The sequence below is a fragment of the Microbulbifer maximicatervae (SeqCode) genome, assembly GCF_052467385.1.
In genome coordinates this window covers 2805694-2827729 of sequence record NZ_CP174311.1, presented here as the reverse complement: position 1 = coordinate 2827729, position 22036 = coordinate 2805694, and the positions used below count along the sequence as shown (strand labels likewise).

16 protein-coding genes are annotated in these 22036 nt (G+C 43.2%); 7 read left to right on the top strand and 9 right to left on the bottom strand.

From position 1 onward, the window contains the following. Positions 1 to 96 precede the first annotated feature (96 nt). Positions 97 to 1017, top strand: coding sequence for a LysR family transcriptional regulator (locus ACJJIR_RS11900; protein WP_444905499.1), 921 nt, complete (start codon positions 97 to 99; stop codon positions 1015 to 1017). Positions 1018 to 1261: 244 nt separating this feature from the next. On the opposite strand, the gene ACJJIR_RS11895 is transcribed toward ACJJIR_RS11900, so the two are convergent. Beyond that, positions 1262 to 1960 carry a hypothetical protein gene (locus tag ACJJIR_RS11895; protein ID WP_444905498.1) on the bottom strand — a complete coding sequence of 233 codons (699 nt, stop codon included), beginning with the start codon at positions 1958 to 1960 and terminating at the stop codon, positions 1262 to 1264. Between the two features lie 170 nt (positions 1961 to 2130). Here ACJJIR_RS11895 and ACJJIR_RS11890 point away from each other — a divergent pair, with 170 nt between their 5' ends. Both ACJJIR_RS11890 and ACJJIR_RS11885 read left to right on the top strand, forming a co-directional pair. Then, the gene (locus ACJJIR_RS11890; protein ID WP_444905497.1) at positions 2131 to 3444 is read left to right on the top strand and encodes a metallophosphoesterase; all 1314 of its coding nucleotides are present in this window, start codon (positions 2131 to 2133) and stop codon (positions 3442 to 3444) included. 242 nt (positions 3445 to 3686) lie between these two features. Next, entirely contained in the window at positions 3687 to 4400 is a 714-nt protein-coding gene (locus tag ACJJIR_RS11885) for an ion transporter (RefSeq protein ID WP_444897547.1), read from the top strand. A 54-nt stretch (positions 4401 to 4454) separates the two neighbouring features. Here the strand turns inward: ACJJIR_RS11885 and ACJJIR_RS11880 are convergent, their stop codons facing one another. The 4 genes from ACJJIR_RS11880 to ACJJIR_RS11865 all read right to left on the bottom strand — a co-directional run bounded on the left by ACJJIR_RS11880 (position 4455) and on the right by ACJJIR_RS11865 (position 8788). Beyond that, positions 4455 to 5063, bottom strand: coding sequence for an OsmC-related (seleno)protein (locus tag ACJJIR_RS11880; protein WP_444905496.1), 609 nt, complete (start codon positions 5061 to 5063; stop codon positions 4455 to 4457). Between the two features lie 150 nt (positions 5064 to 5213). Continuing rightward, a complete protein-coding gene (locus ACJJIR_RS11875) occupies positions 5214 to 5669 on the bottom strand; it encodes a hypothetical protein (RefSeq protein ID WP_444905495.1) in 456 nt (151 codons plus the stop codon). A gap of 250 nt (positions 5670 to 5919) precedes the next feature. Then, positions 5920 to 6993, bottom strand: a complete 1074-nt coding sequence (locus ACJJIR_RS11870; RefSeq protein ID WP_444905494.1) for a 3-deoxy-7-phosphoheptulonate synthase — start codon at positions 6991 to 6993, stop codon at positions 5920 to 5922. A 1069-nt stretch (positions 6994 to 8062) separates the two neighbouring features. Then, complete coding sequence (locus ACJJIR_RS11865; protein ID WP_444905493.1) at positions 8063 to 8788, bottom strand: YoaK family protein; 726 nt, start codon at positions 8786 to 8788, stop codon at positions 8063 to 8065. An 826-nt stretch (positions 8789 to 9614) separates the two neighbouring features. Here ACJJIR_RS11865 and ACJJIR_RS11860 point away from each other — a divergent pair. Beyond that, positions 9615 to 13169: a sialate O-acetylesterase gene (locus ACJJIR_RS11860; RefSeq protein WP_444905492.1), complete on the top strand. Its 3555-nt coding sequence runs from the start codon at positions 9615 to 9617 to the stop codon at positions 13167 to 13169. Positions 13170 to 13943: 774 nt separating this feature from the next. Then, complete coding sequence (locus ACJJIR_RS11855) at positions 13944 to 15245, top strand: MFS transporter (protein WP_444897543.1); 1302 nt, start codon at positions 13944 to 13946, stop codon at positions 15243 to 15245. 434 nt (positions 15246 to 15679) lie between these two features. On the opposite strand, the gene ACJJIR_RS11850 is transcribed toward ACJJIR_RS11855, so the two are convergent. Continuing rightward, the gene (locus ACJJIR_RS11850) at positions 15680 to 15973 is read right to left on the bottom strand and encodes a hypothetical protein (protein WP_444897542.1); all 294 of its coding nucleotides are present in this window, start codon (positions 15971 to 15973) and stop codon (positions 15680 to 15682) included. Next, positions 15934 to 16503, bottom strand: a complete 570-nt coding sequence (locus ACJJIR_RS11845) for a nitrogen fixation protein NifB (protein ID WP_444897541.1) — start codon at positions 16501 to 16503, stop codon at positions 15934 to 15936. The genes ACJJIR_RS11850 and ACJJIR_RS11845 overlap by 40 nt, the downstream gene beginning before the upstream one ends. 804 nt (positions 16504 to 17307) lie before the next feature. Between ACJJIR_RS11845 and ACJJIR_RS11840 the strand changes: the two genes are divergently transcribed. Then, the gene (locus tag ACJJIR_RS11840) at positions 17308 to 18024 is read left to right on the top strand and encodes an aspartate/glutamate racemase family protein (RefSeq protein WP_444905491.1); all 717 of its coding nucleotides are present in this window, start codon (positions 17308 to 17310) and stop codon (positions 18022 to 18024) included. A gap of 196 nt (positions 18025 to 18220) precedes the next feature. Here ACJJIR_RS11840 and ACJJIR_RS11835 read toward each other — a convergent pair whose 3' ends face one another. Continuing rightward, positions 18221 to 19117 carry a fatty acid desaturase family protein gene (locus ACJJIR_RS11835; protein ID WP_444905490.1) on the bottom strand — a complete coding sequence of 299 codons (897 nt, stop codon included), beginning with the start codon at positions 19115 to 19117 and terminating at the stop codon, positions 18221 to 18223. Between the two features lie 23 nt (positions 19118 to 19140). After that, positions 19141 to 19944, bottom strand: coding sequence for a hypothetical protein (locus ACJJIR_RS11830; protein ID WP_444905489.1), 804 nt, complete (start codon positions 19942 to 19944; stop codon positions 19141 to 19143). A gap of 735 nt (positions 19945 to 20679) precedes the next feature. Between ACJJIR_RS11830 and ACJJIR_RS11825 the strand changes: the two genes are divergently transcribed. Then, entirely contained in the window at positions 20680 to 21873 is a 1194-nt protein-coding gene (locus ACJJIR_RS11825; RefSeq protein ID WP_444905488.1) for a tetratricopeptide repeat protein, read from the top strand. Positions 21874 to 22036 lie beyond the last annotated feature (163 nt).

Here is a 22036-nt window from a genome sequence, read left to right as displayed (position 1 = left end):
CCAAGATTAGGCTTAGGAGGATATGTTGTTATACTGGTATCAATAAGGCACCATTAGGGCAACACTTTGATTCTAATTTGGAAGCAGTGAGGCAGAATGCAGCATCTACATCAATACTTGGGACATTTGTACGTCTTCCGGTTGGTCATTGAGCAAGGCAGTTTTCAGGGGGCTGCTAATCAGCTGGGCTTACCTCGCTCATCAGTCAGCAAGAAGCTGGCACAGCTGGAGGGGTTTGTTGATCAGCGTCTATTGCACAGAAGTACGCGGCAATTGCGCCTTACGGATGCCGGTGCTGCTTTGTTGGAAGCAACGGAGACAATGGCTCAGCTAATGAGCAATACCGAACACCTGATCCTCTCCCACCAGGATGAAGCTGTTGGTAGAGTTAAGATAAGTTGCTCTACCTTAATGGGGCAGCGGTACTTATTGCCATCCATACCATTACTAAAGCAACGCTACCCAAAAATTACTTTTCAAGTGAACTTAAGCGATAGGGTTGTGAACTTACTGGATGAAGGCGTTGATATTGCCATTCGCACTGGGCACTTGCCGGACTCTTCATTGGTAGCGCGCCGAATAGGTGAAAAGCGTTGGGGGTGGTTTGCCAGCCCGGATTATTTGGCGAGTAGGGGGGAACCTAATTCTCCAGATGATTTAAGCCAGCATCAATGCTTAGTGTTTAGTAACCAAACAACAACCATTGATCACTGGCACTTTTCTAACGATGGTAGTGAAATAAAGACCATTCCCATTGATCCGGCGATGGTAGTCGATGATGGCCGTACATTGGTTGAATTAGCTACAATGGGTCAAGGTATAGTTATGATTGATCCTCTTCTGGTGCGCCGGGAATTAGCGGAGGGCAAGTTGATGCCTATCTTTCAGCAATGGAGAAGCCCTGAGCTGCAACCGATCCATCTAGTGTGCTTGGGAAGGTCTATAAGAAGTAAAGCGGTAGAGGTAGTTTGGCAGGCATTGGTTGAGGGCTTGCAGAGGGATTTAATTCAGCCTTAAAAGCAAATATGGCAGGGTTTTACGTATCATCTCTTTTGTTCTTTTGAATTTCCTGAAGCTTCTTTCTTTTTAATTCTCTTTTCTCTTGGTAGTAGCGCTTGTCGACATATCTAAGCAGTAGCCATAAGACAAGCGCAGCAACAATGCCAATCAGGTATCCTTTCCCGTACATACTATGTGCGACCCGCTGCTGGCCAGATTGATACTCTGTTCAACCAATCTGGTCTTTTTAGAAACCTGGTTATTAGTAGGCAAAATAGGGCAGGTAGGAACTCCAGTCGGTCCATACGAGCTGCTGGACAGTTCTATTCACACCATTGGTTTGCATGTAAAAGTTCCATTGGCCCGTTTCCTTAACACCTATTACATTTTTATTTTGCAGATTAATGGCCGCAAAGTTTGATTGAATCAAAATATAACGATTCGGGTCCAGGCCACCAACTTTAGAGGCATCGATTAGCTGAGTGACGTCTGTTCGTAAGTAGCTTCTCTGCGTGCTGGCAAATACACTGAGAGGCGTATTATTGATAATAGTTTGATTTACCTGGTTGTAACTATTAAAGGGATGGGGCTGCAAGTGTCCCATAGAGAGCTGACCACCACCCCAGTCAAGAATGATTAAGCTACAGCCAGTTTGACGCTCGGTTACCCAAAAATCCGCATTTGCCGTATTGGGCCGTAATAGTGCGGTATACCGATTCACAGAACTGTGCCCTCGCGTTGGGGTTGTGAGAGCCTGAATATAGATTCTACTGTCGTTATTTGGTGCACCTGGGCCGATATTGATACTTCCCAAGTTGAGTGAGAATGGGACTCGAGCCAGCTGCGTTTGATGTCCAGGTTGGAGGCCGACTTGCAACCGATAATTTTGTAGTGCAGTTTGCGGGTCAGCTTTCAGTTCTCTCAATGCATTACGAGAATTTAGTTGATCTTGCAGCGGCATAGCTTTGAACTCCATTTTATTTATGCTTGGCATAATACCGCATATTTTTGGCTGTTTTCACAGTATTTTTCTTTTCAAATTTACTCGACTTGTATTTGGCTGGTAGAGAGTTTCTATCGAATTAATTTGTACTGAGGTGCAGGTTAAATTTTGCCATGAGTTGAATGATTTTGACTCAAGAAATCTTTGTCTTGATAATGTTCGAATTGATTCAGGTTATGTTAAAGGGATTTTTTGTGGTCGGAACGGTTGTTAAGCGAGCTATCACCTTATTTTTTGTCCTATTTATTTTGGGGGTAGCAGGTATAACCTACCTGCTAAGTGGTAGTAAGGTTATTAAAACTACAGGACAAGTCTTTCAAGGAATTAAGATTCCTATTGGTGATGCGGCTATTAGATGGCGCGCCGACTTGAGTAAAATTGCTGAAAACCCACTTCTAGAAAGGATGCAGGGGCCGGTGATCATTCAAAGCACAGATGGTTATATTTCACGGTGGTTCTGTGGCGATAAAGTTAAAGAGCAGAGGTCCATTTCTAAGGAAATTGTATTGGAGTGTGGGGGCGATCAAAGAACTTATTCTTTGAGGGATGGTGAAGTTGAGTTTGTCCCCTATGATGAGGTAAGCCCTATTGCTGTGGTCAGTGACTTGGAAGGAGATCTAGACTTCTTTAAAAATTGGGCGAGAAACCTGGGTATTATTGATGCCGATGAAAAATGGACTTATGGCTCAGGCCAATTAGTGATTGTAGGTGATGTCTTTGACCGGGGGCGATATGTTTATGATTTGCTCTGGTTTATCTATCATCTTGAGGAGCAAGCGGCCAATAGTGGTGGAGCTGTACATTTTCTACTAGGAAATCATGAACAGTATGCATTTACTTATAGAATTAAATCTGTAGAGGCTGAACACTTATGGGCTATAGAGCAGTTGAGGCCATATGATCAAGCTTTGGCAGAAGATACAGTTTTAGGAGCTTGGCTAAGGAGTAAAGATGTAATGCTGAAGCTTGGATCAGTACTTTTTACCCATGGAGGTATAAGCCCTCAGTTGCTCAAGCAGGGGCTGAGCACCAGCGAATTTAATGGTGCCCATAGAGCCTATTTAACAGGGGCCAAGATAGATAATAGCCTGTTAGTTGGGCCTCACTCTCCAACGCAATATCGTGGCTATGCCTATGCGATGGATCAATATCCGGAGGCCGATCAGCAGTTAGTTAATGCCACTATGGAGCACTTTGACGTAAGCTATATTGTGGTAGGTCATAGCCATCAGGAAGAATTGGCTTCCAAGTTCCAGGGTAAAGTGTACTTGGTGGATAGCACTTTGTATGTACCAAAAGCATTGGTCTTTGAGTCGGGCAAACCAGTAATTCGTAATACTGGCGTAGTGCGTAAAATTTTTATTGACAAAGATACAAAGGAAGAGCCATTTGATGTTCTAAATACTGTACATTGGATGGCTTTTTTGGGGATATTTTTGTAAGTATGTCTGTATAAAAGCGAGCATATGAGGTCGTTGTTGGGAGCTGAAATAGAGTGTTTAGGCCGACTTGTTGGTATTGGCATGTTTCAACTCCATTACTCGAATTACCTCTCTAATCATAATTTTTATTGTTTGATGTATCGCTTACAACTTACAAAATGATAAAGCCAAATATGCATGTGCATTAGTAGGTAGTGTTAAAATGCGGTATATATTCAATATGATACGAGCTGGGTGATTGTGTGGAACAGGGAATTAGAAAGCTAGTTGATAATTATGAGAGCAAAGAGGGGCGATTTTTTTCCATATTTATTCAGTGTCTGATAGTTGTATCGCTAATTTCTTTTTCTGTGGGTACTATCCCTGATTTAACACCAGAACAGAGAGCTGTATTGGATCACTTCGAGTTGTTCTCAGTGATTGTGTTTACTTTGGAATATATATGTCGCGTGTACGCGGCGAAAAATAGATTAGGCTTTATCTTCAGTTTTTATGGTTTGATTGATCTTATGGCGTTCTTGCCATTTTATATAGCCTCAGGAATGGATTTAAGGGCGCTTAGAATTGTTCGCTTATTTCAAGTGTTTAGGGTTTTAAAGCTATTGCGCTACAGTAAGGCAGTTGCTCGATTTAGCCGTGCATTTAGTATGGTTAAAGAGGAACTGGTATTGTTTGGAGTAACAGCTCTGATCTTGCTTTATTTGTCATCTGTAGGTATCTATTATTTTGAGAGCGCTGCTCAGCCGGAACAATTTAAATCTATCTTTCACAGTTTGTGGTGGGCAGTTACAACCTTAACCACTGTGGGTTATGGTGACATGTATCCAGTTACTCTCGGTGGGAGAATATTTACTTTCTTTGTGCTTTTGATTGGTTTGGGGGTGGTTGCAATTCCGACAGGTCTTGTCGCTTCTGCCTTATCTAAAGCCCGGATTGAGGATGTAGAAAACGATTAGTAACAAGCGCTATTAGGCTATGGCCTCTTGGTCTGTGAGGCCATCCCAGGGTATTCAATTGAACTCAATCGCTTTACTATTGATAAAGAGCTGGGTATCAACGGGTGTAGCACTGGAAACGGTTTGAAGTGACATACAGGCCTGCCGGCAACAATGCATAAATTTTACAAGTTTTTCTTCTGGCTCATCACTTTCAACAATCAAATGTATTTCCACTCTATCCCCCTTGCCAAAGACTTCTTCCGGTTTGATACCCCCAAAATTCAAAGTGGTTGAGAACTCAGTTTTTTGCTCTAGCCTTACACTTTTTAATTTGATCCCGCCAAGTTTAGCCAGCATTTCGATGTGAGACATCATGCAAAGGGCTAGCCCTGCAGAGAAGTACATAATTGGAGATGGAGCGCTGCCTCTACCGCCGACGGCTGTGCCTTCATCACAGATAAGCTCCCATGTTCCACCATTAGGAACGTTGGAAAATATGGTGGCTTTTTTTAGGTGATGCCCCTCAGGCATTTGTTCGACATTAATATGAGCGTGAAACTTCAGCAGCTCGCCTTGTTTCACCTTATCGAGATGAGGGGGAGGGAAGGTTACTTGGTGTGCATCCTCGTCCAACTTGCGAACGATGGTAGAACTCGACATTTTCCATTGAATTGGGTCCATTTCGAGGCTCCTCTGTTTTTTTGTCTCGACTGGAGGGTCGAGTAGAGTTGACTTGTGCACCCCTGCGGAGTTGGGTGGTAACAGCTTTAACAAAGGAGGTTAGGGTGAGAAGGGCTATATCCCCACTTGTGCCTTAAGAGTACTGGCTCTTTAGTCCAGTAGGGGGAGCGCGGTAAAGAGCGCGAGTTCATGCGCGTAGGCCAGTGCATCATTCTTGGAGTGGAAGGCCTGCGCCTGGATACTATTGCTACCGTTACTTTGGCGGGGGACCAATATTACCTGCCAGCTGGAGTGGCTACTTTTACGGTCTGTGGTATGGGGTGAGTAGGAGACAACCTTAACCCCCTTGAACGCCGCTAGCGATTGCCTCTCGGTCCAGCTATGCCAGAGGGCTTGTCTCTTGGAAACATAGCTTTTTGATTCTCCATCGATGTAATGTGTTGCCCGAAATGAGAATGTGATTACTGCGAGAAGAGTGCAGAGAGCGGTGGCCAGCCAGGAGATGGTGGAGCCCCCATCGAGAGCAAAACTTAGGCTGACAAGTAGCCAGGTTAGAGTAAACCCACCAAAGATATAGATTGGTACTTTGTTGGACTGCAGTTCCATATGTGCTGCTTTCCTATTTCCCATAAATGAAAAAATTAGGTGCCAGATTTCAACCTCAATCTAGTAGGCCGCTTATTTTTATTTAGCTGATTGAAGGAAGCATACGACAGCTATCTGTTACGGCAGGGCAAAAGTACTCTTTTTGTAGGGTCTTTATCAAGTGAATAGCGTAATTTGTAGGGAGATCAAGCTGTGGCGGTTATCTTTTCGGCAGGAAAGAGGCCCGCTATGGGCCTCTCCAGGGGGAGATCTAAGAGGAGCGTGCTTTAAGGGGCTCGCGCAGCTGTTCGGCCATGCCTAACAGCAGGGACTCAGTAGTTTCCCAATCAATACATTTATCGGTTACCGAAACGCCATACTCCATATCGCTCAGGTTTGGCAGAATTTTCTGGTTGCCGGCTTTCAGGTTACTTTCCACCATAATGCCAATAATCGACTGATTGCCATCGAGGATTTGGTGAGTCACATTGTCGACCACCAGGGGCTGTAATTCGTGGTTTTTATTGGAGTTGGCATGACTGCAGTCGACCATAATGTTTGGCACGATATTGGACTTACGCAGCTCCTGCTCGCACATTGCAACACTCACTGAGTCGTAATTTGGCTTGTCATTGCCCCCGCGAAGTACAACGTGACCGTATGGGTTTCCTGCGGTGTGGATAATCGCAACTTGACCGTGCTTATTGATGCCGAGGAAACGATGGGGGTTGGCGACTGATTGCAGGGCATTGATAGCCACCTCCAGGCCACCATCGGTACCATTCTTGAAGCCCACGGCAGAGGATAGGCCGCTGGCCATTTCCCGGTGAGTCTGTGACTCTGTGGTTCGCGCGCCAATGGCAGACCATGAAATTAGGTCCTGCAGGTACTGAGGGGAGATTGGGTCTAGTGCTTCTGTTGCAGTAGGCAGTCCTAGCTCGGCAACATCCAATAGCAGCTTGCGGCCAATATGCAGCCCCTCCTCAATCTTGAAGGAGTCGTTCAAGTGAGGGTCGTTGATCAAGCCCTTCCAGCCAACAGTGGTGCGGGGCTTCTCAAAATAGACGCGCATTACAATTAGCAGGGTATCGGAAACCTTGCCCGCTATCGCCTTCAAGCGCTTGGCATAATCCATTGCGGCGTTCACATCGTGAACGGAGCATGGCCCGATTACCACCATCAGGCGGTGGTCTTTGCGATCTAGGATGTCGCGCACGGCGGCGCGTCCTCCAGCGACAGTCGCCTCGGCGGCATCGCTAATGGGGAGTTCTGCTTTCAGCGTCTCCGGGCTGATCAGTACTTCCTGGGAGACAACATTTAAGTCGTCGAACTGCTGTGTGGTCATGGCGTCTTCTGGTTTCTCTATTCCTTAGTGCCGCGCTGCACCTGCAGGCGGAGTACCTATCCTACTTTGCCATCAAGAATAGGGCGAGGGTTTCATTTGCAACCAAATAATTGGACTTGGTTTGGGATGTTCATTTGTATTCACCCTTTAACAGTTTGGCACTTTCAAAGCGGTTGAGGTGGCTCTGCTGGGGCGGGCTGAGTGATGCGGGGTGCTACTTATCCATCGGTGAGTAGGTCTTCTGGCGTGTTTAGAGAGGCTTGATGTTACGAAAGAAATACGGATAACTGACACTGCAATGGCCTGCTGCCATGATATAGAGATCCCTTTAGACAGGGAATCCTTTCCAGGCGCTATTGGAACAATATATGAGTACGCTCAAAGTTCCGCAAAAGAAATTGTTGGAACAAGATTCCTGATCAATAATTTTTGTCAGTCACCAGCGGGGGTGGTAAACGGGGGGGCTCTATCCAATGAAGGAGTTTGGTTTAACTGATGCGGGGCTTTTATTTCAACATAGCGAAGGCTATCTCCTAACACTAGGGATCATGGTATTCAATTAATTGTGACATGTGCAAGGGGAGATGTCAGTTTAGACTAAATAATTGTATTTGATGAAGGCTTGTTTAATACGGATATTTCATTGTGAGGTGACTATTTAGAGCAGATGAAGTTATGGCGAGCTACATAGCTGTGTTTTTTGAGTAAAAAGTAAGAGCTCATGTACAGTGCTTTCTTATGGATTGTTTATGATAAAGGCTTGTACTAAAAAAGGTCGTTTTACGTAACGATTTCTGAGTTACCACAACGGTAAGATATACGGTGGATTGAATTTTTGTGTGGACTGGCCTTTTGGATTTACCTGTTAAAAATTAGTGCGGATTTTTTTGCGTATCTATACAGAATATAATAAGCAGGGTATTCGAGGCTATGGTGTTCTGAGGAAGCATGCTTCCGTCTAGGCTTAAGCACAACCGATAGTAGTTTAGATGAGCATTCCCATACTGAATTACACGTAGATCCTAGCCCTTTGTTTGATATCTTAAAGTGAGCTTCATATTCATTAATATCAAGAATCGGTCGCGGGAGGAGGGTCGTGTCGTTGAGTCGATACAGCTGTGAACAGTGTCATGACTACGGGTAATGCAAGAGAGAGGAACCCCCAAATTTTATATCCAATAGTGCCAAGAATTACACCAGTTATAAACCCCATAATTACCCCCAAATAGTACTTAGCTCTACGAGAAGCCTTAGGATAGGGCGGAGCGTTCGTGCTTTTGTCAACACGATAGTTATCCAGCATTTCGAAAGCAGCAGCGAAAAGATTAGTAGAGTTTCCTGTCATAAAGTGTGTAGGCGCCTTCTTATTAAGTACCCTGAAGAATATTGTACTGTGAAGAGACATGGTTGCAATTGCAAAAAAAGAGATGATGAAGGTATTTGCAGCATAGGGAGATGAAAGTTTTCCTATATAGCTGCCGCTGACAAAAAATAGTAGCATTAGTCCACTCTCTAAAAATAGCATGATAGTTGCTGGGTTTCTCTTTTGTAAATGTAATCTTCTGATGAAATAAATCCAAAATATTTGAAGAAGGATAAAGGCGAAGAGGATAAAAGTTTTTGTGATGTAGTTTGGATTGTTGCTTGCAAAATCGGTGATGGCGAGAACAATTGTGCCGGTAATAAAAGTTGTAAAGCTTCCGAATAAACCCAAAATGCATACAGCTTCAGAAAAGCCGGCAACTAATGCCAGGGTGTACTCTATATTTGTCTCTTTGTTGGACCTTTGATTCATGGCGTATAATCTACCCTATACTGTGATAGCTTATCTAATTGACTATTTGGTATTTAGATGATTATGAATGATAGTTTATCTTGATTTTGGATAATAAACGTTACTGGAAAGAGAGCCTCAGTTATCAGAGATATAATCCAAAGTATTACCATTCGGTAGTGGTCTTGAATTCGCTTGCCATGAAACGATTGCGGAAGGTTTGAAAGCTGACGTTTAATTTATCCGCTCACTCATTTAGACAGGGTGGTTAATGCAAATGCTAGCGGCCTCATTCAACCATATTTCCCATAGAGTACTGGCTTTAACGATGTAACAGGCGAGCAGGTTAGATTTGTGACGGGTTGCTTGGATAGTAGACCAAGAATGAGTCGAGCTGGGCAGTCACCGAAAGGGTTCTTTGTGGGGCTGCAAGTGATTTGCTTGTAATATTAAGAATTGCAGCTATTACTTGAGGTCAATTTATAGCCCCTAAATCACTAGATTAGCGCTGGTAACTTTGTCTATTCGCTTGTTTATTGATGAGTTTTCTCAAATTTCAACAGATTAAAGTTATCTACTTAATCGAGCAATTGCCGAGCAGTTGCTCATGAGCGATGTTAATTTTATAGATTTCTGTGATATAGCAAGCGAATATTGAAGGGCAGTCGCATAGTTTGGTTATGTTTGCTGAATTGGAGCACATGGTCTCATATTCACATCCAGGCCAGATCCTTTGCTTGAAAAATCACTTTAAGATCAAAGAATAAATCAAAGAACTGGTTCACGGCATTTGTTTTTATATCTCTCTAAAATTTCTGGTTAATTTCAGCTCTTTAAATGACTACTAATGTTTATAAATGCTAATGAAAATCTTCAATCAAAAAAAATATTGAAGGCTCCGCTTTTACTACTATTGAGTGCACTACTTTTTGGCTGTGGGGGAGGTAGTAGTAACGATGAGACGACACCGCAAGAGAACACTGGCGGTGATAACTCGGGCGGTGGAAATTCGGGTGGGGGAGTGGTAGATACCCCGGATGAAGGTGATGATTCTAACACTTTACCCATTGCCAATGATCAGTTGGTACAGATGGCCGCACACGGCCGACTTGCAAAATCTATATTTCTTGCTGCGTATGATGAAGATCTGGATTCTCTAGAATATTCTATTCAGTCGGAGCCGGCGCATGGCACTTTAACAGGAAGTGGGCGTCGCTGGGAGTACCTCCCTGCAACAGACTTTACGGGTACTGATAGCTTCTCATATCTAGCGTCAGATAGTAGTGGTGCTAGTAATATTGCGACAGTTACTATTGAAGTTGCGGCAAATGATTGTGCCAGCGATTTCCTGGATGGACCAGCTGACAGCCTTCTGGTGCATGTTCCGTCTCACTTGGAATTCCGTGATGTAGCGGGTGGAAATTCTGTGATTGTTGAGGGCACTGCGCTAACAGAAAGTGCATCTTCGGATCCAGATGTAGAAGGGCGCACAATGTTTGTCAGTCGCAACGACTTTAATAATGCAGACATGACGGTGGCTCTTCCTGAGAAAGATGGCCTCGCGCATTTTAGCTTGTCTTTTAAGTTCATCCCGGATAGTACTGAAGGCGATGAAGTGATGGTGAGATCAATTGCTGATCCTAATGGTGATAATAACTCCGGCAGCTTTTATATAGGCATCAGTGATGATGTTGTTGTAGGGCAATTGGGTGGCCAAGACAGCCAGCAGTTTTCTAACGCAGAAAGTACTTTAAAAACCCGTAGCTGTAATCATGTCGCAGTTACGGTGGACAATGGCACGTTAACCGTGTACGTAAACGGTGAAGCTTCTTCTTCGATATCTGTTGATGGTGATAGCTATCCTTACTTGGGCGACATGCTGCAATTTGGGCCCTTTGCGGGAAAAATCTGGGATGCGCGACTCTATGAGCGTGTGCTGACATACGATGAAGTCATGGACCTGGGTGGCAGTAAGTGCAATGAATCCATGATTGCTACCAGCCCCTATGATGGTTACAACAACTATCTTTGTTCAACGTACCAGTGCCAATGGTGGTCGGATGATACCGACAAAACCATGGCTAATTTTGAGCATTATATTGTGGCTCAAGAGCGGGTATGGGAAAGGAATATCTTTGAAGCCGGCATGTATGGAAAAGGCGAGCTTTGCACTTACTTCAGTGATGAAGGTTCCACCCGTGATTTAGAACTCAATGACTCAATCAGTAATACGTTCGTTAAGAATTACACCCTGGAGGATAACCCGCTTACCCAATCTAACGCTCAGCACTGGATGCATGAGAACTTCCACTCCTATCAGGGTAAGCTAAACAGGGTTACAGGTGAGTCCAGTGGTAAGTACACCCTGGAATCCTCCGCAAGCTGGGGCGCGGATCACAATATCCCGGGCGTTAAAGATAGCTTGCTGGGTTACTACACCCTCCACCCACATATTACCCTTTGGGCCATTCAAGACTCTCCCGTCGATCACCAATATGGTTATGACTTTAAAGGTGGGCATCAATACGGCGCTTATATTTTCTGGTCTTGGCTGACTAATTATGCTGTGAGTAAGGACCTGATGGGGGGGGTATTCCGTGACTCCAGGGATGGACTTAACGACCTGGAAGCAGCCGATGCTTATCTAACAGCCCAAGGGCACGACATGAAGGCCCTGTTTGCAGATTTTGCCGCACAAATCACGACCTGGGATATGGTTGAGAGTGAGGCCTACCAGGTGTCGGAGGCGGCCTCTTTGAGTCGAATGTTGAGTGAGCACCCTGATGCCAGCACCCACGATAATAAGTACACTCAAACATTTGACCAGGAAGGGACGGGTAACAGCTGGACTGATATGGATACCGGTTTTGTACCAGGCTCTTGGGCTTTTAATGCCTTTAAGGTAGAAGGTATTACTGAAGACAGTAACTACACCATTGCGGTTAGGGTTGATGCTGAAAATAACCCAGCTCATGCGGACTTCCGTGGTCGTGCAGTGGTTTACAACCCATCTACCGGCTCTCGTAGTTATTATCCATTTGATATTGATAGCTCCGGGGAAGATTCAAGTACCGTAGTACCGGTACCTGCCAATCATGAACTCTATGCTCTCGTAGTCACAACTCCTGACACCTTCAGGGATTTTGAGTTTTATGATTATGATTTTGCTATCTATCCATCTGGTGGCGACGTAAATACCGATCCAGTGGGTGATACTTCAGATGAGGATGTTGTAAAAGTTGTGGTTATGGCAGGCCAGTCCAATATGGAAGGCAACAACACCCGGTTAGATCGCTTGCAAGAGCTGATTTGCCATGCCAATGCAGATTACACCTACGGCGATGTCGACTGTGGTTCTACGGCGATTAGTGATGACCAGATAACAGAGCAGTTTATCAATAATAGTGATTCGCTAGCCGATTATAACCAGAGACTTAGCGATGATAACGAAGATCCTGTGGTGCAGAAGCTCGGGCAATTCCTCTGCCGTGCAGGCAGTCTCGACTCCCATACAGGTGAAACCTGCGATAGCCGTAACTTTGATCTGACTGACCGACTCTTTGCCACCATCAGTAGATATTACTTCTCTTCTAGCGATGGCTCCTATGGGTACAACTACGATGCCTGGATGCAAATGAGTACTGCTATGGAGGTAGCTGAGATTTATACTGATGGTCACCTGGACGCAGCTCTTGAAGGTACACGAGACGATATTACTGTACTGCAGTATCAGGGTTCATTGAATGATACCGGTTCTCTCTCCTTCTCTGAGCGCCATGGTGAATTGTTCCCCAATTACGGCGTGTCTACTAACCGCTATGGACCAGAGCTCACTTTAGGGCACTATCTCGGTGAAGAGACTGAGAACGATCTGTTACTTTTAAAAGTGGTTCAGGGTGGTACTGACTTGAGAGTTGACTGGAAGGTCCCTGGCTGCCATGACTCCGCCGCTAATGAGTGGACCCAAGATGAGGAAAATCAGGAGTCTCTTTACACTGCGATGTTGGAGAAGATTGAGGCCTTGCGCGACCCTGAAGTCTTGGCTGGTTACTTTCCGCAGTATGAAAATAAGTCGATTGAAATCGATAGTTTTATCTGGTTCCAGGGTTGGAATGATGGAGGGCAAAGTGTAAATGAAAACAACTATGAGGCGAATTTGACCTGTCTGGTGAATGGCCTACGGGAAGCGCTAAATGATTATGACTTGCCCATTGTTATTGCTAAAAGCCACTATGGTGATGCCAGTGGAGCTATCCAGTCTGCCCAACAGTCTGTTGCAGACAACCTCTATAATGTTGAGGCTCATGAAACAGATGATCTCTCAGGTTATTACCATTTTGATCCAGCGGCGCATTTAGCGATAGGTAAGAGAATGAAAGAAGAGATGGATAACTTACATTGATTTAGGGCTCATTTACAGGGGTTAAGTAGTGGATAAAACCATCATTCTTAAGGTTTTATCCGCTCTGGCTTTGCCTTAAAGGCTTACAAGTTAACTCCAATATACTCTCAGGTTGCCTTGCTTTGGTATATCGCTTTGCCTAGGCCAAGCGAGGTACCTAAGACCTAATTTAAGTCGTTCATTCCTCACATTATTACAATTCCTTCAACTCATCGCTGCCTTTTTCTGGACCGGGAAAGGTGGTAGTGCTACCAGTAGAATTTTCCCTGATTAATGGCACTTACTACTCGTAGCGAAGCAAAACAAGCTTTACTTTATTTTGTGAAAACGCACAGCCCGACTAGAGTTTAATCTTTATATATGCGGCTAATTATTTACTTCTACAACTGGAGGCGAATGACATATGGGAATTTTGTTAAAAATTTTCGAATTACTCACCCTCTTCAGATATTCAAGTTGATACTGTGAGCGTTGGAGTATTGAATCACAAGGGGCAAATTGATCTTTAACATCTCGTGAGTTGTATTTTAGGAATCCTCACTTCCTAGGTGTGAAGAGTTAATAGTTTCTATCCTAATAGAAAGTTATGAATATCATTTGTGAATTGATCTAATCGCAACCCTTAATACCTAACATGGATTCGTGAGGTTGTAATTGTACTTGTATGTAATCGTGCTGACCCATCACAGTAGGTTAGAGTATGAATTTTAGCTAGGCATAGCCATAATTTATTGCTATGCGATGGCGGCGTTTCAACCAGGAATGGTGATAAAGATGAGCAGGTCGGTACATGCTTTAATAATTAAGTTTGGTCTTGTTCAGGCTGGAATATCAGCTATAAGTGGGATGATTGCTCCGATTATATTCTTGTTGTTTATGAGTAAAGGAATCGAGCTTCATGAAATGGGTATATTGTTGGCAGTAGCAACAATATCCACTGTTGCTTTAGAGGTCCCGTTTGGAGCGCTTGCTGATAGATACGGGAGAAAAAAGACCTTTATAGCTGGCGAGCTGGTTCTACTGTTTGTAGTGATAGGTTTTTGGTGGTCGTCTAGCTTTGCGGAATTGATTGTATTTATGATTCTTAATGGATTGTCTATAGCTCTTTTCTCTGGAACTATTGATGCACTTTTTGTTGAGCAGTTTAAAGTGGTTTCTAGAGATGGTGAAACAAACTTGATGGAAGCCCAAGCTTCAGTAAATATTTTCCAGATGATTGGCTTAGCTGTTGGGGCAGTATTTTCAGGACTTATCCCAGTATGGTTTTCATTTGTAAGTGATAGCTACGATTTTATAGGGTTTTATGAGGTGGGTTTTGTCTTTCTTGTTCCTTTAATATTAATACATATGCTTTGTACTTTCTATTTTGTTGGTGAATCAGATTCTATGGGGGAGCCAGTTGGTTCGAATTTTTTCCGCGAGGTTCACAGTACCATTAAGAGTGCTTTTGATGTGATTGTTGAGAATCCAGTCTTTAAACCACTTTTATTAATTGACTTCATAAGCGGGGTCGCGTTCATTAGTTTAGAGCAACTTTGGCAGCCAATGCTTTCTACTTTAGTCGACAGCAAGGAAAGTCTTTGGTTGTTTGGTATTCTATTTGCGTTAAATTATGTTTGTATGGCGGTAGGGCAGGGATGCTCCATTCCCTTGTCAAGAGTTTTTAAAAATAATTATTCGAATATGCTATTGGTGCTTGAGTTCTGTACAGGACTACTATTTTTTATATTTGCAATTCAAAGTGATTTGTATGGTTTTATAGTTGTATATTTACTATTGCATGTTGTTGTTGGGATTTCGATGGCTCCAGGATCGGCAATGTTTCACGAGAAAATTCCAGAATCTAGAAGATCAACAATGCTATCGGTGAAATCTTTAATTGCACAAGGGGGTGCGACGGCAGGGGCTTTAGTGGCAGGGTATACAGCTCATTATTTTAGTATTTCTATTGCGTGGTCTATTGCTGGATTTGTGTTTATTATTTCCTCTTTCCTTTATCTATTGCCGTCTATCTCGAACTTGTCAAAAGATATGGCTATTGTGCTAAACAAGAGGTTTCAGCCACAACCCGAGTAGTACTTTCTGCGCTCAATAAAAATCTGAGTTGATGGTATGTAAATAGCTATCAATATTTTATTGATATGTGGGCTCTGAAATCTGGAATGTGCATTAATTGATGATGAGAATCTTCCTATATCCAAGTTGTATATCTCGTGCGTATAGCAGTTCATTGAATCTAGTGAGTCTCTGAATAATTCCTCAAATTAATCCAGGAATTAGAAATTAATCCAGAGAAATTAATCCAGGACATCCAAAGAACATCCAAAGAATGGAGAGTCGGAAGCTAGACAAGAATTTTTTCGCCACCACTTGGTAGCCGGTATATCTGTCTCAAAATAGATGGCAATTTGACGTTAAAAGATCATTTTGGGAGTCCATAGGGAATCAGGTGGGGTGTAGAGTCGGGAGCGATGGAATCTAGGGGCAGCTGATAAGCGGATTTCTGTAATCTAGCAGGGGGCGGGGCAAAGAAAGCGCTGGCAATCGGGCAGCCCGTGTACCCAGCGTTTATTTTGCTGCGCACAGACCTGGCGTACCGCTTCCGCCGAGCCCACCAAGCGTTTAAAGCGGCTTTCAAAATTGCGGTTTAGGTAGAGCCAGTGTTTTGGCGAAATACCCAGCCGATTTAAAATAGGTGGGATGTTTTCGGGAATAGCGCCGCGCTTTTTAGGGTGCAGCTGCCGGCCACTCCAGTCTACCAGCTCTAAATAGTGATCCAGCTGAAAAGGCAAGCCTTTAGGCATATCCCGGCGCTCTCCGCCCACCAGCGGCAGTAGGCTTTTGGGCTGCTGGCCTGAGATGGCTGTGTGGATGCGTTGCTGGATCGAAGTGTAATCGGATTAGCGATACTAGCACGGATAGGGTTGAGGTCCACGTAAGCCAGGCAGGCGGCAAGGGCTCTTTCATCCAGCAAGGCCTGAGACTTGAAAAGCCCTTCCCAGAAACGACCGGTGCAGCTGTCCTCGGCATTGGCCTGGCGGGCGATGGACTCGTTCAGGCAGCGCATAAACCAGCTGATATCGACCAGGCGTTCGCGCCAAAGGGATGTCACCTCCTGAAGTTTTTCCAGCTCGACGGCATCCAGGGCTTCACCGCGAAGATAACGTTTGCTTAGCGCAGAACCTTTGAAAAGTTGTTGCCAGCGTTCAATTATCTCGATAGTGGACCATGAGTTTGCTGTGTAGGTATCGATATAGAGCACAATATGGGTGTGATTACTCATTACCGCATAGGCAGCGATATCGAGAGCAAAGATTGAGGCCAGCTTATGCATCCTGGCCTCAATCCACCGGCGTCGGTGCTCATAGTCTTTTTCGGATTAGCATCCCTACCGCAAAGGAACGCTCTACGCACACAGCGGGAGACACAGTGATAATAGGGTGTCGCATCGAGAGAGATTTGCGTGCTGCGCGGAAGAGTCATGGATTTTTATCTTTGACTCCAGTATTTTGATCATTCTGCCTGTGTTGTGTCAATTGACTTGACGCTTTAAGCTTCTACTTTGGTGGGTGTCCAGAATTGTCTCGATACCACCTACAATGTTGAGGCTCATGAAACAGATGATCTCTCAGGTTATTACCATTTTGATCCAGCGACGCATTTAGCGATAGGTAAGCGCATGAAGGAAGAGAGAGATAACTTGCGCTGATTAAAAATCATACTCGATAGCAAGTGCGTAGATAAGGCCTCCCTGCTGAAAGTCTTATCTACGCTCACCTAGCCCACAAAGCCAAAAAACCAGTATTATCCCTTCCGTTTATCTTGTCAGATTTTTTCAAACCATACTGTATCTCGCTCTAATAGCGTGATATCAATAGCGCTATACTCAAGTAATTAATTTGCCCCATCAAAAGGTGCGTACTTTAGCGTTTGAGATAGGCGTTACATTGATTAGCTGTGTCTTCAAAATTACTTTTGCTGAAAAGTTATGTGAAGGGAATATTGATATCGGTAGAGATATAGCCTTTGGGTTTTAAGTTTAGTTACTCTAAAGTGAGTATCGATAGTAGTGCGTATCATAAGGGACCGCCGCAATTCTAAGTGGCGGATTAATTCTAATAGATAGAAGTTTAGTAATATGAAAACCTTGCCTAAACATATAGGTATAGTTGGATGCTCCGCAGAAGGGGCCGCCCTTTGCTATAGAACAATATGTACTGAAAGCCCCAAAATTTTGGGGGAGTATGCACACCCGGAAATCTCCATACATACTCACTCTTTGGCAGACTATGTGGATCGATTGAATAACAGCGATTTGTTGGGTGTTGGTGACCTAATGCTTTCTTCAGCTAAAAAGCTCAAAGCGCAGGGTGCTGATTTCTTAATTTGTCCAGATAATACCATTCATCAGGCGTTTGAGTATGTAAAAGAGTTATCACCGCTACCTTGGCTCCATATTGCTGAAGCTGTAGCAGAGAGTGCGAAATCTCGCGGTTATCAAAAGCTTGGTATTTTAGGCACCAAATGGCTGGTGGAAAGTGATGTTTACCCAAAGAAAATTGAAGGGCAGAACCTTGCTTGGCTGCGACCTACAAATGAGCAGGTACACAATATAGACCGCTTAATTATGGAAGAATTGGTCTGTGGTGTCTCGATGCCAGATTCAGTAACTTACTTTCAAGAGGTTATTCAAAGTTTAAAGGCTAATGGCTGTGATGCCGTTATACTTGGGTGTACAGAAATACCACTAATAATTAGTGACTCCAACTCCCCTCTGCCTACCTTGAACTCCAATCATTTATTGGCGGAGGCAGCAATTAGGTTGGCTGTTGGATGTGCAGAATATTCCTGGTAAGCGCAATAGTGGGTGCTCGATCGGCATTTATCATATGTAAAGCGAAGCTCTAATGTATGGATTTGGATTGCAGCAAAGCAAAAAACCATTTCACGGATAGGTTAGTATGGCTTTTGCTGCTGCCTGTATGGAAAATACGGTGGAAGTATCATACTTATCTTAAGCTGTTTTGCCGCGAAGTATTCAGTTTCAGTTGCTATCTTAACACCTGCCTTAACACGCCAAGGTAGTTATCAGCCAGCTCTACATCATCATAGTACCCGCGGGCCTTAAGAAACTTATGGAGTGCCCTTAAGTTATAGGTGGGCACACCCATAAAAGCGTGATGCTCACAATGGTAGCTTAATCCATCGGTGGGGCTGACAAAGAGTAATCCTAAAATTCCCCTTGGAACCGATCGTGTATTATATTTTGGTTCCAGATGATAGAGATCTTTAACCCCGGCATGCTCAGCGATTTGACGCATTCGAATGATGGCCATATAGACTGTAAAGTAGGCTATTACCCATAGGATATACAACTGCGGAAAGCCAGAGGCCCACAACGCCGCAAACATGATACCGTTAACAAACAGGCCCCGTGTCAACTGATAATTAACTCTCTTATTTCTGCTCAACAAATCTCGACCGCTTAAAAAAAGATATAGGTTTGCCTTTAAACCAGTGATTCCCAAAAAATCTCTAATGAATTTTCTCGCTAGACTCCTTTTACTTACAGGATAGTCTTTGTAGTTCTTCAGATCCGGATCTTTATCTGTACCAGCATTTCGATGATGTTTTAGATGGCTCTTAATATAGGTATCACCATCCATCAATAAAAATGGTGAAGATAACCACTTGGCAACGAATTTATTATAGGCCCGGGTTGCGAAAAGCGTTTTATGACTGGCTTCATGCATGATTGCAGCTAAGGCCTGTTGACGCCCAGCAAGCAAGAATACTGCTGCAATATATACGTACCAATACGGTAATAGTGCTGAAATAACAAAAATACTAACGATGCCAATCCAAGCGCTTGCTACTATCCACCAAGCTCTGGCATCACTACGCTGTAGAAAAGGTTTGAGTTCTTCTTTGCTAATTGGGATATTCATTGAGGAGTACCTTGTTGTGATTATTAGTCAACACCTAACTTCTTCAACTGTTCCAGCCAAATGTTACGGCCAACACGATCGTACTTACGCACGATATTCTTCAATTCTTGGTACTTCTCTTGCGGTCTTATTATCTTTGGGAGTAGAGGGTCAATCGCTAGGCGATGAATGGCCTCACCACCCAACCGGCATGTTTCTGATAATGTTGTATAAATAGGTTTATTTGACAGAGTCTTAAGGCTGTTCTCAAGGGACCGCACGAGATCGTCATATTCGCTATCAAGCCTTTCGATATCCCATAGCTGGTGACCCCATTGAGAGACTAATGAATCGGGAACCTCATGTAATACAAAATAGTTAGCCCCTACCTCAAGTCCAAGAGTATCTAATGAAGCGATTATTTCAGTATGGGCGAGTTTTAGATTGTTGGGTCGTACCCACAGGTGATCGAGGCCTACGGAAAAACCATACCATTGGAGAACAGATAATGACTTTCTACGAACCGTACGTGATATTCCTTTAGGTAAGTGACAAGTAAGCCAACTACCGTCCCAAGTTTCATAATGAAAAGTATCATGTTGCCAGCGGTTGATAAAAGCGCGTTTGGCGATCGCTTTTTCTGTTAAACGGTACACCCCCCGCCCATCATGGCTGACCAATTCGGTACTCACCAATCTATTTAATGTTACTCGTAGACTATTGATAGAAATGTCAAATGCATCAGATATAAAGCTGAGCTGACTGGTTCCAAGCTCGTGTCGCTTGTTAACGCCCATCAGGTCCAGTAGGACATTTTTAGGGGTAGGCTCATACGTAAACTGATACATAATGATTTTACTGACAATAATCCTGGTATTTGTTCTAAGTGATATTACAGGGTAGAGCACAACTTGCAAGACATTGTAATCTTTGGGTTAAACAAATAGACGCTTAAATCCACGGTAATGCCATCTTCTGCTATCCGATATCCTTATCACCGTGAGAAAAATCTATTGGGGAGGATTATATTCAAGTACTTTTAAGTGCTCGATAAGCTCCCCGTGCGAGAATGAGATGATGATTTCAGGCTTTGTTGTTAAGGCAGTTATAGTTGTAGATGTTAGTAGCTAACACAAAGGAAGCTTGTACAAAAGTGTTTATTTTAGAAATTCTACAGGGATGACTTTGTGTAGTGCTTGAAGAGTATTTATAAAGCTAGTGTCTATGGGTTGGTGCTCTTGTATTACTAATTATCAGTGAATTAGATTATAATCGACAGAAACGTCCCTTGATTGTAACATAAGTTCCATATGTAACTGTCGATTGTCCCTTCATGATTTACGTCACATCGATGATAGTTAGAGCCAGTTTGAAATGTAGCTTTGAAAGATAAAATCTGTAACTGGAGCGGTCAGTCAGGGTGTTATCTTGGGTTATTGTACCTATAACCTAGGTTTTTCTGACCATTTGCGCTCTAATTGTTTGTAGGCCAGGGTAGATTGCTTAAGAGCCATAAATGGAAGTTGCCACACGGTAAGATGTTATAATAATTATGCGCTTTAAAAGTAGTAAGGATAAATATAGTGAAGCTTAATTTTTGTTTGTTAATTATGTTGCCATTGATATTGTCATGTGCAAAGGCGCCCAAAGCAGATTCATTTAAAGTAATGCCGCATGGATATTACAGGCAATTGCTTTTAGAAGAAAGATTTCAAGAACTTGAAAATATCCAAGCAACGGCAAACAAGGCATATATATCTAGTAAAGTCAGTGATGCGATTTATATAGATGTGTTTGGGACGCTCTGGTTTACCAGTGATCACAAGTCAGATTTGATCGAGAGCAAACTCAAGATGTGGCTCGAGGAATTTCCGGAGTCCGCTTTTGCCTATTCAGCCTTGGGCAGATATTACTATAGGAGAGGCCAATATCATCGGGGTAACAAATGGGCTTCTCAAACGTCAGAGTCAAGCTTTAAAAAACTTTACGCTGATTTGGAGCTGGCAAATACATTGGTAGTAAAAGCTCTGGAAATAGACCCTGATTTAATTAGGGCTTATGACACTTCAATCGGAATATCAATATATAGTAAAGGGAATAATGCAGAAGAGGCTTTTGAATTGTTGCTCAAAGGTGTAAAACATACTCAAAATGATTTCCCTCTTTGGCATACGTATATGCATGGATTAAAGCCCCGATGGGGGGGTAGTTATTTCTCTATGGAAGAAATGTTGAAGTTGGCACAGAGAGAAAGTTTAATAACTGAAAGCACTCATCGGCAGATGAAGGGGTATATTATTGCCGATAAAGTAAACAGAGCAAACGCTAAGAAAAAATATGAGTTGGCTGAAAGCTTAGCCAGGGAGCACATTGATTCTGGGTATTATGGCTTATATATGGAACTTGCAAACGCATACTCCTACCAGAAGAAATATCAAGAGTGCTATGATGTCGTCAAGCAATTTTCTGATAATTATCAATATTATTACGATTATCAAAAGAGGATGGGGTGGTGCTCGCTTCGGTTAGAAAAATGGGATGAAGCTAAGCATGCTTTCACTAGATATATTCAAATGACAGGAGGAAATGCTTGGTCGTTCTTTAATCTGGGTAAAGCATATGGTTACCTCGATAATTATCCAGCTGCTTACACTTTGTTGATTCATTCAGCAAAAATAGATCCAAGCTACTCAGATTCAATTAAAGGATATATCGATCATATTTTAGACGAAAAGCCAAATACGAGGGAGTTAGAGTTATCTAAATTAGGGCTTTAACAGTTAGGGCAAGGGTGGATGCAGATGGCATCTATTCTTTAACTGTCTCTTGTTGTTATAGATCTATCTCAATATAGATGGAAAATGCTCTATAGTTTGAGGCTTGTGACTGAGATTTAAGGTTTAATATTTTTTAGTTTGCCAATAACTTATTGTATTTGGA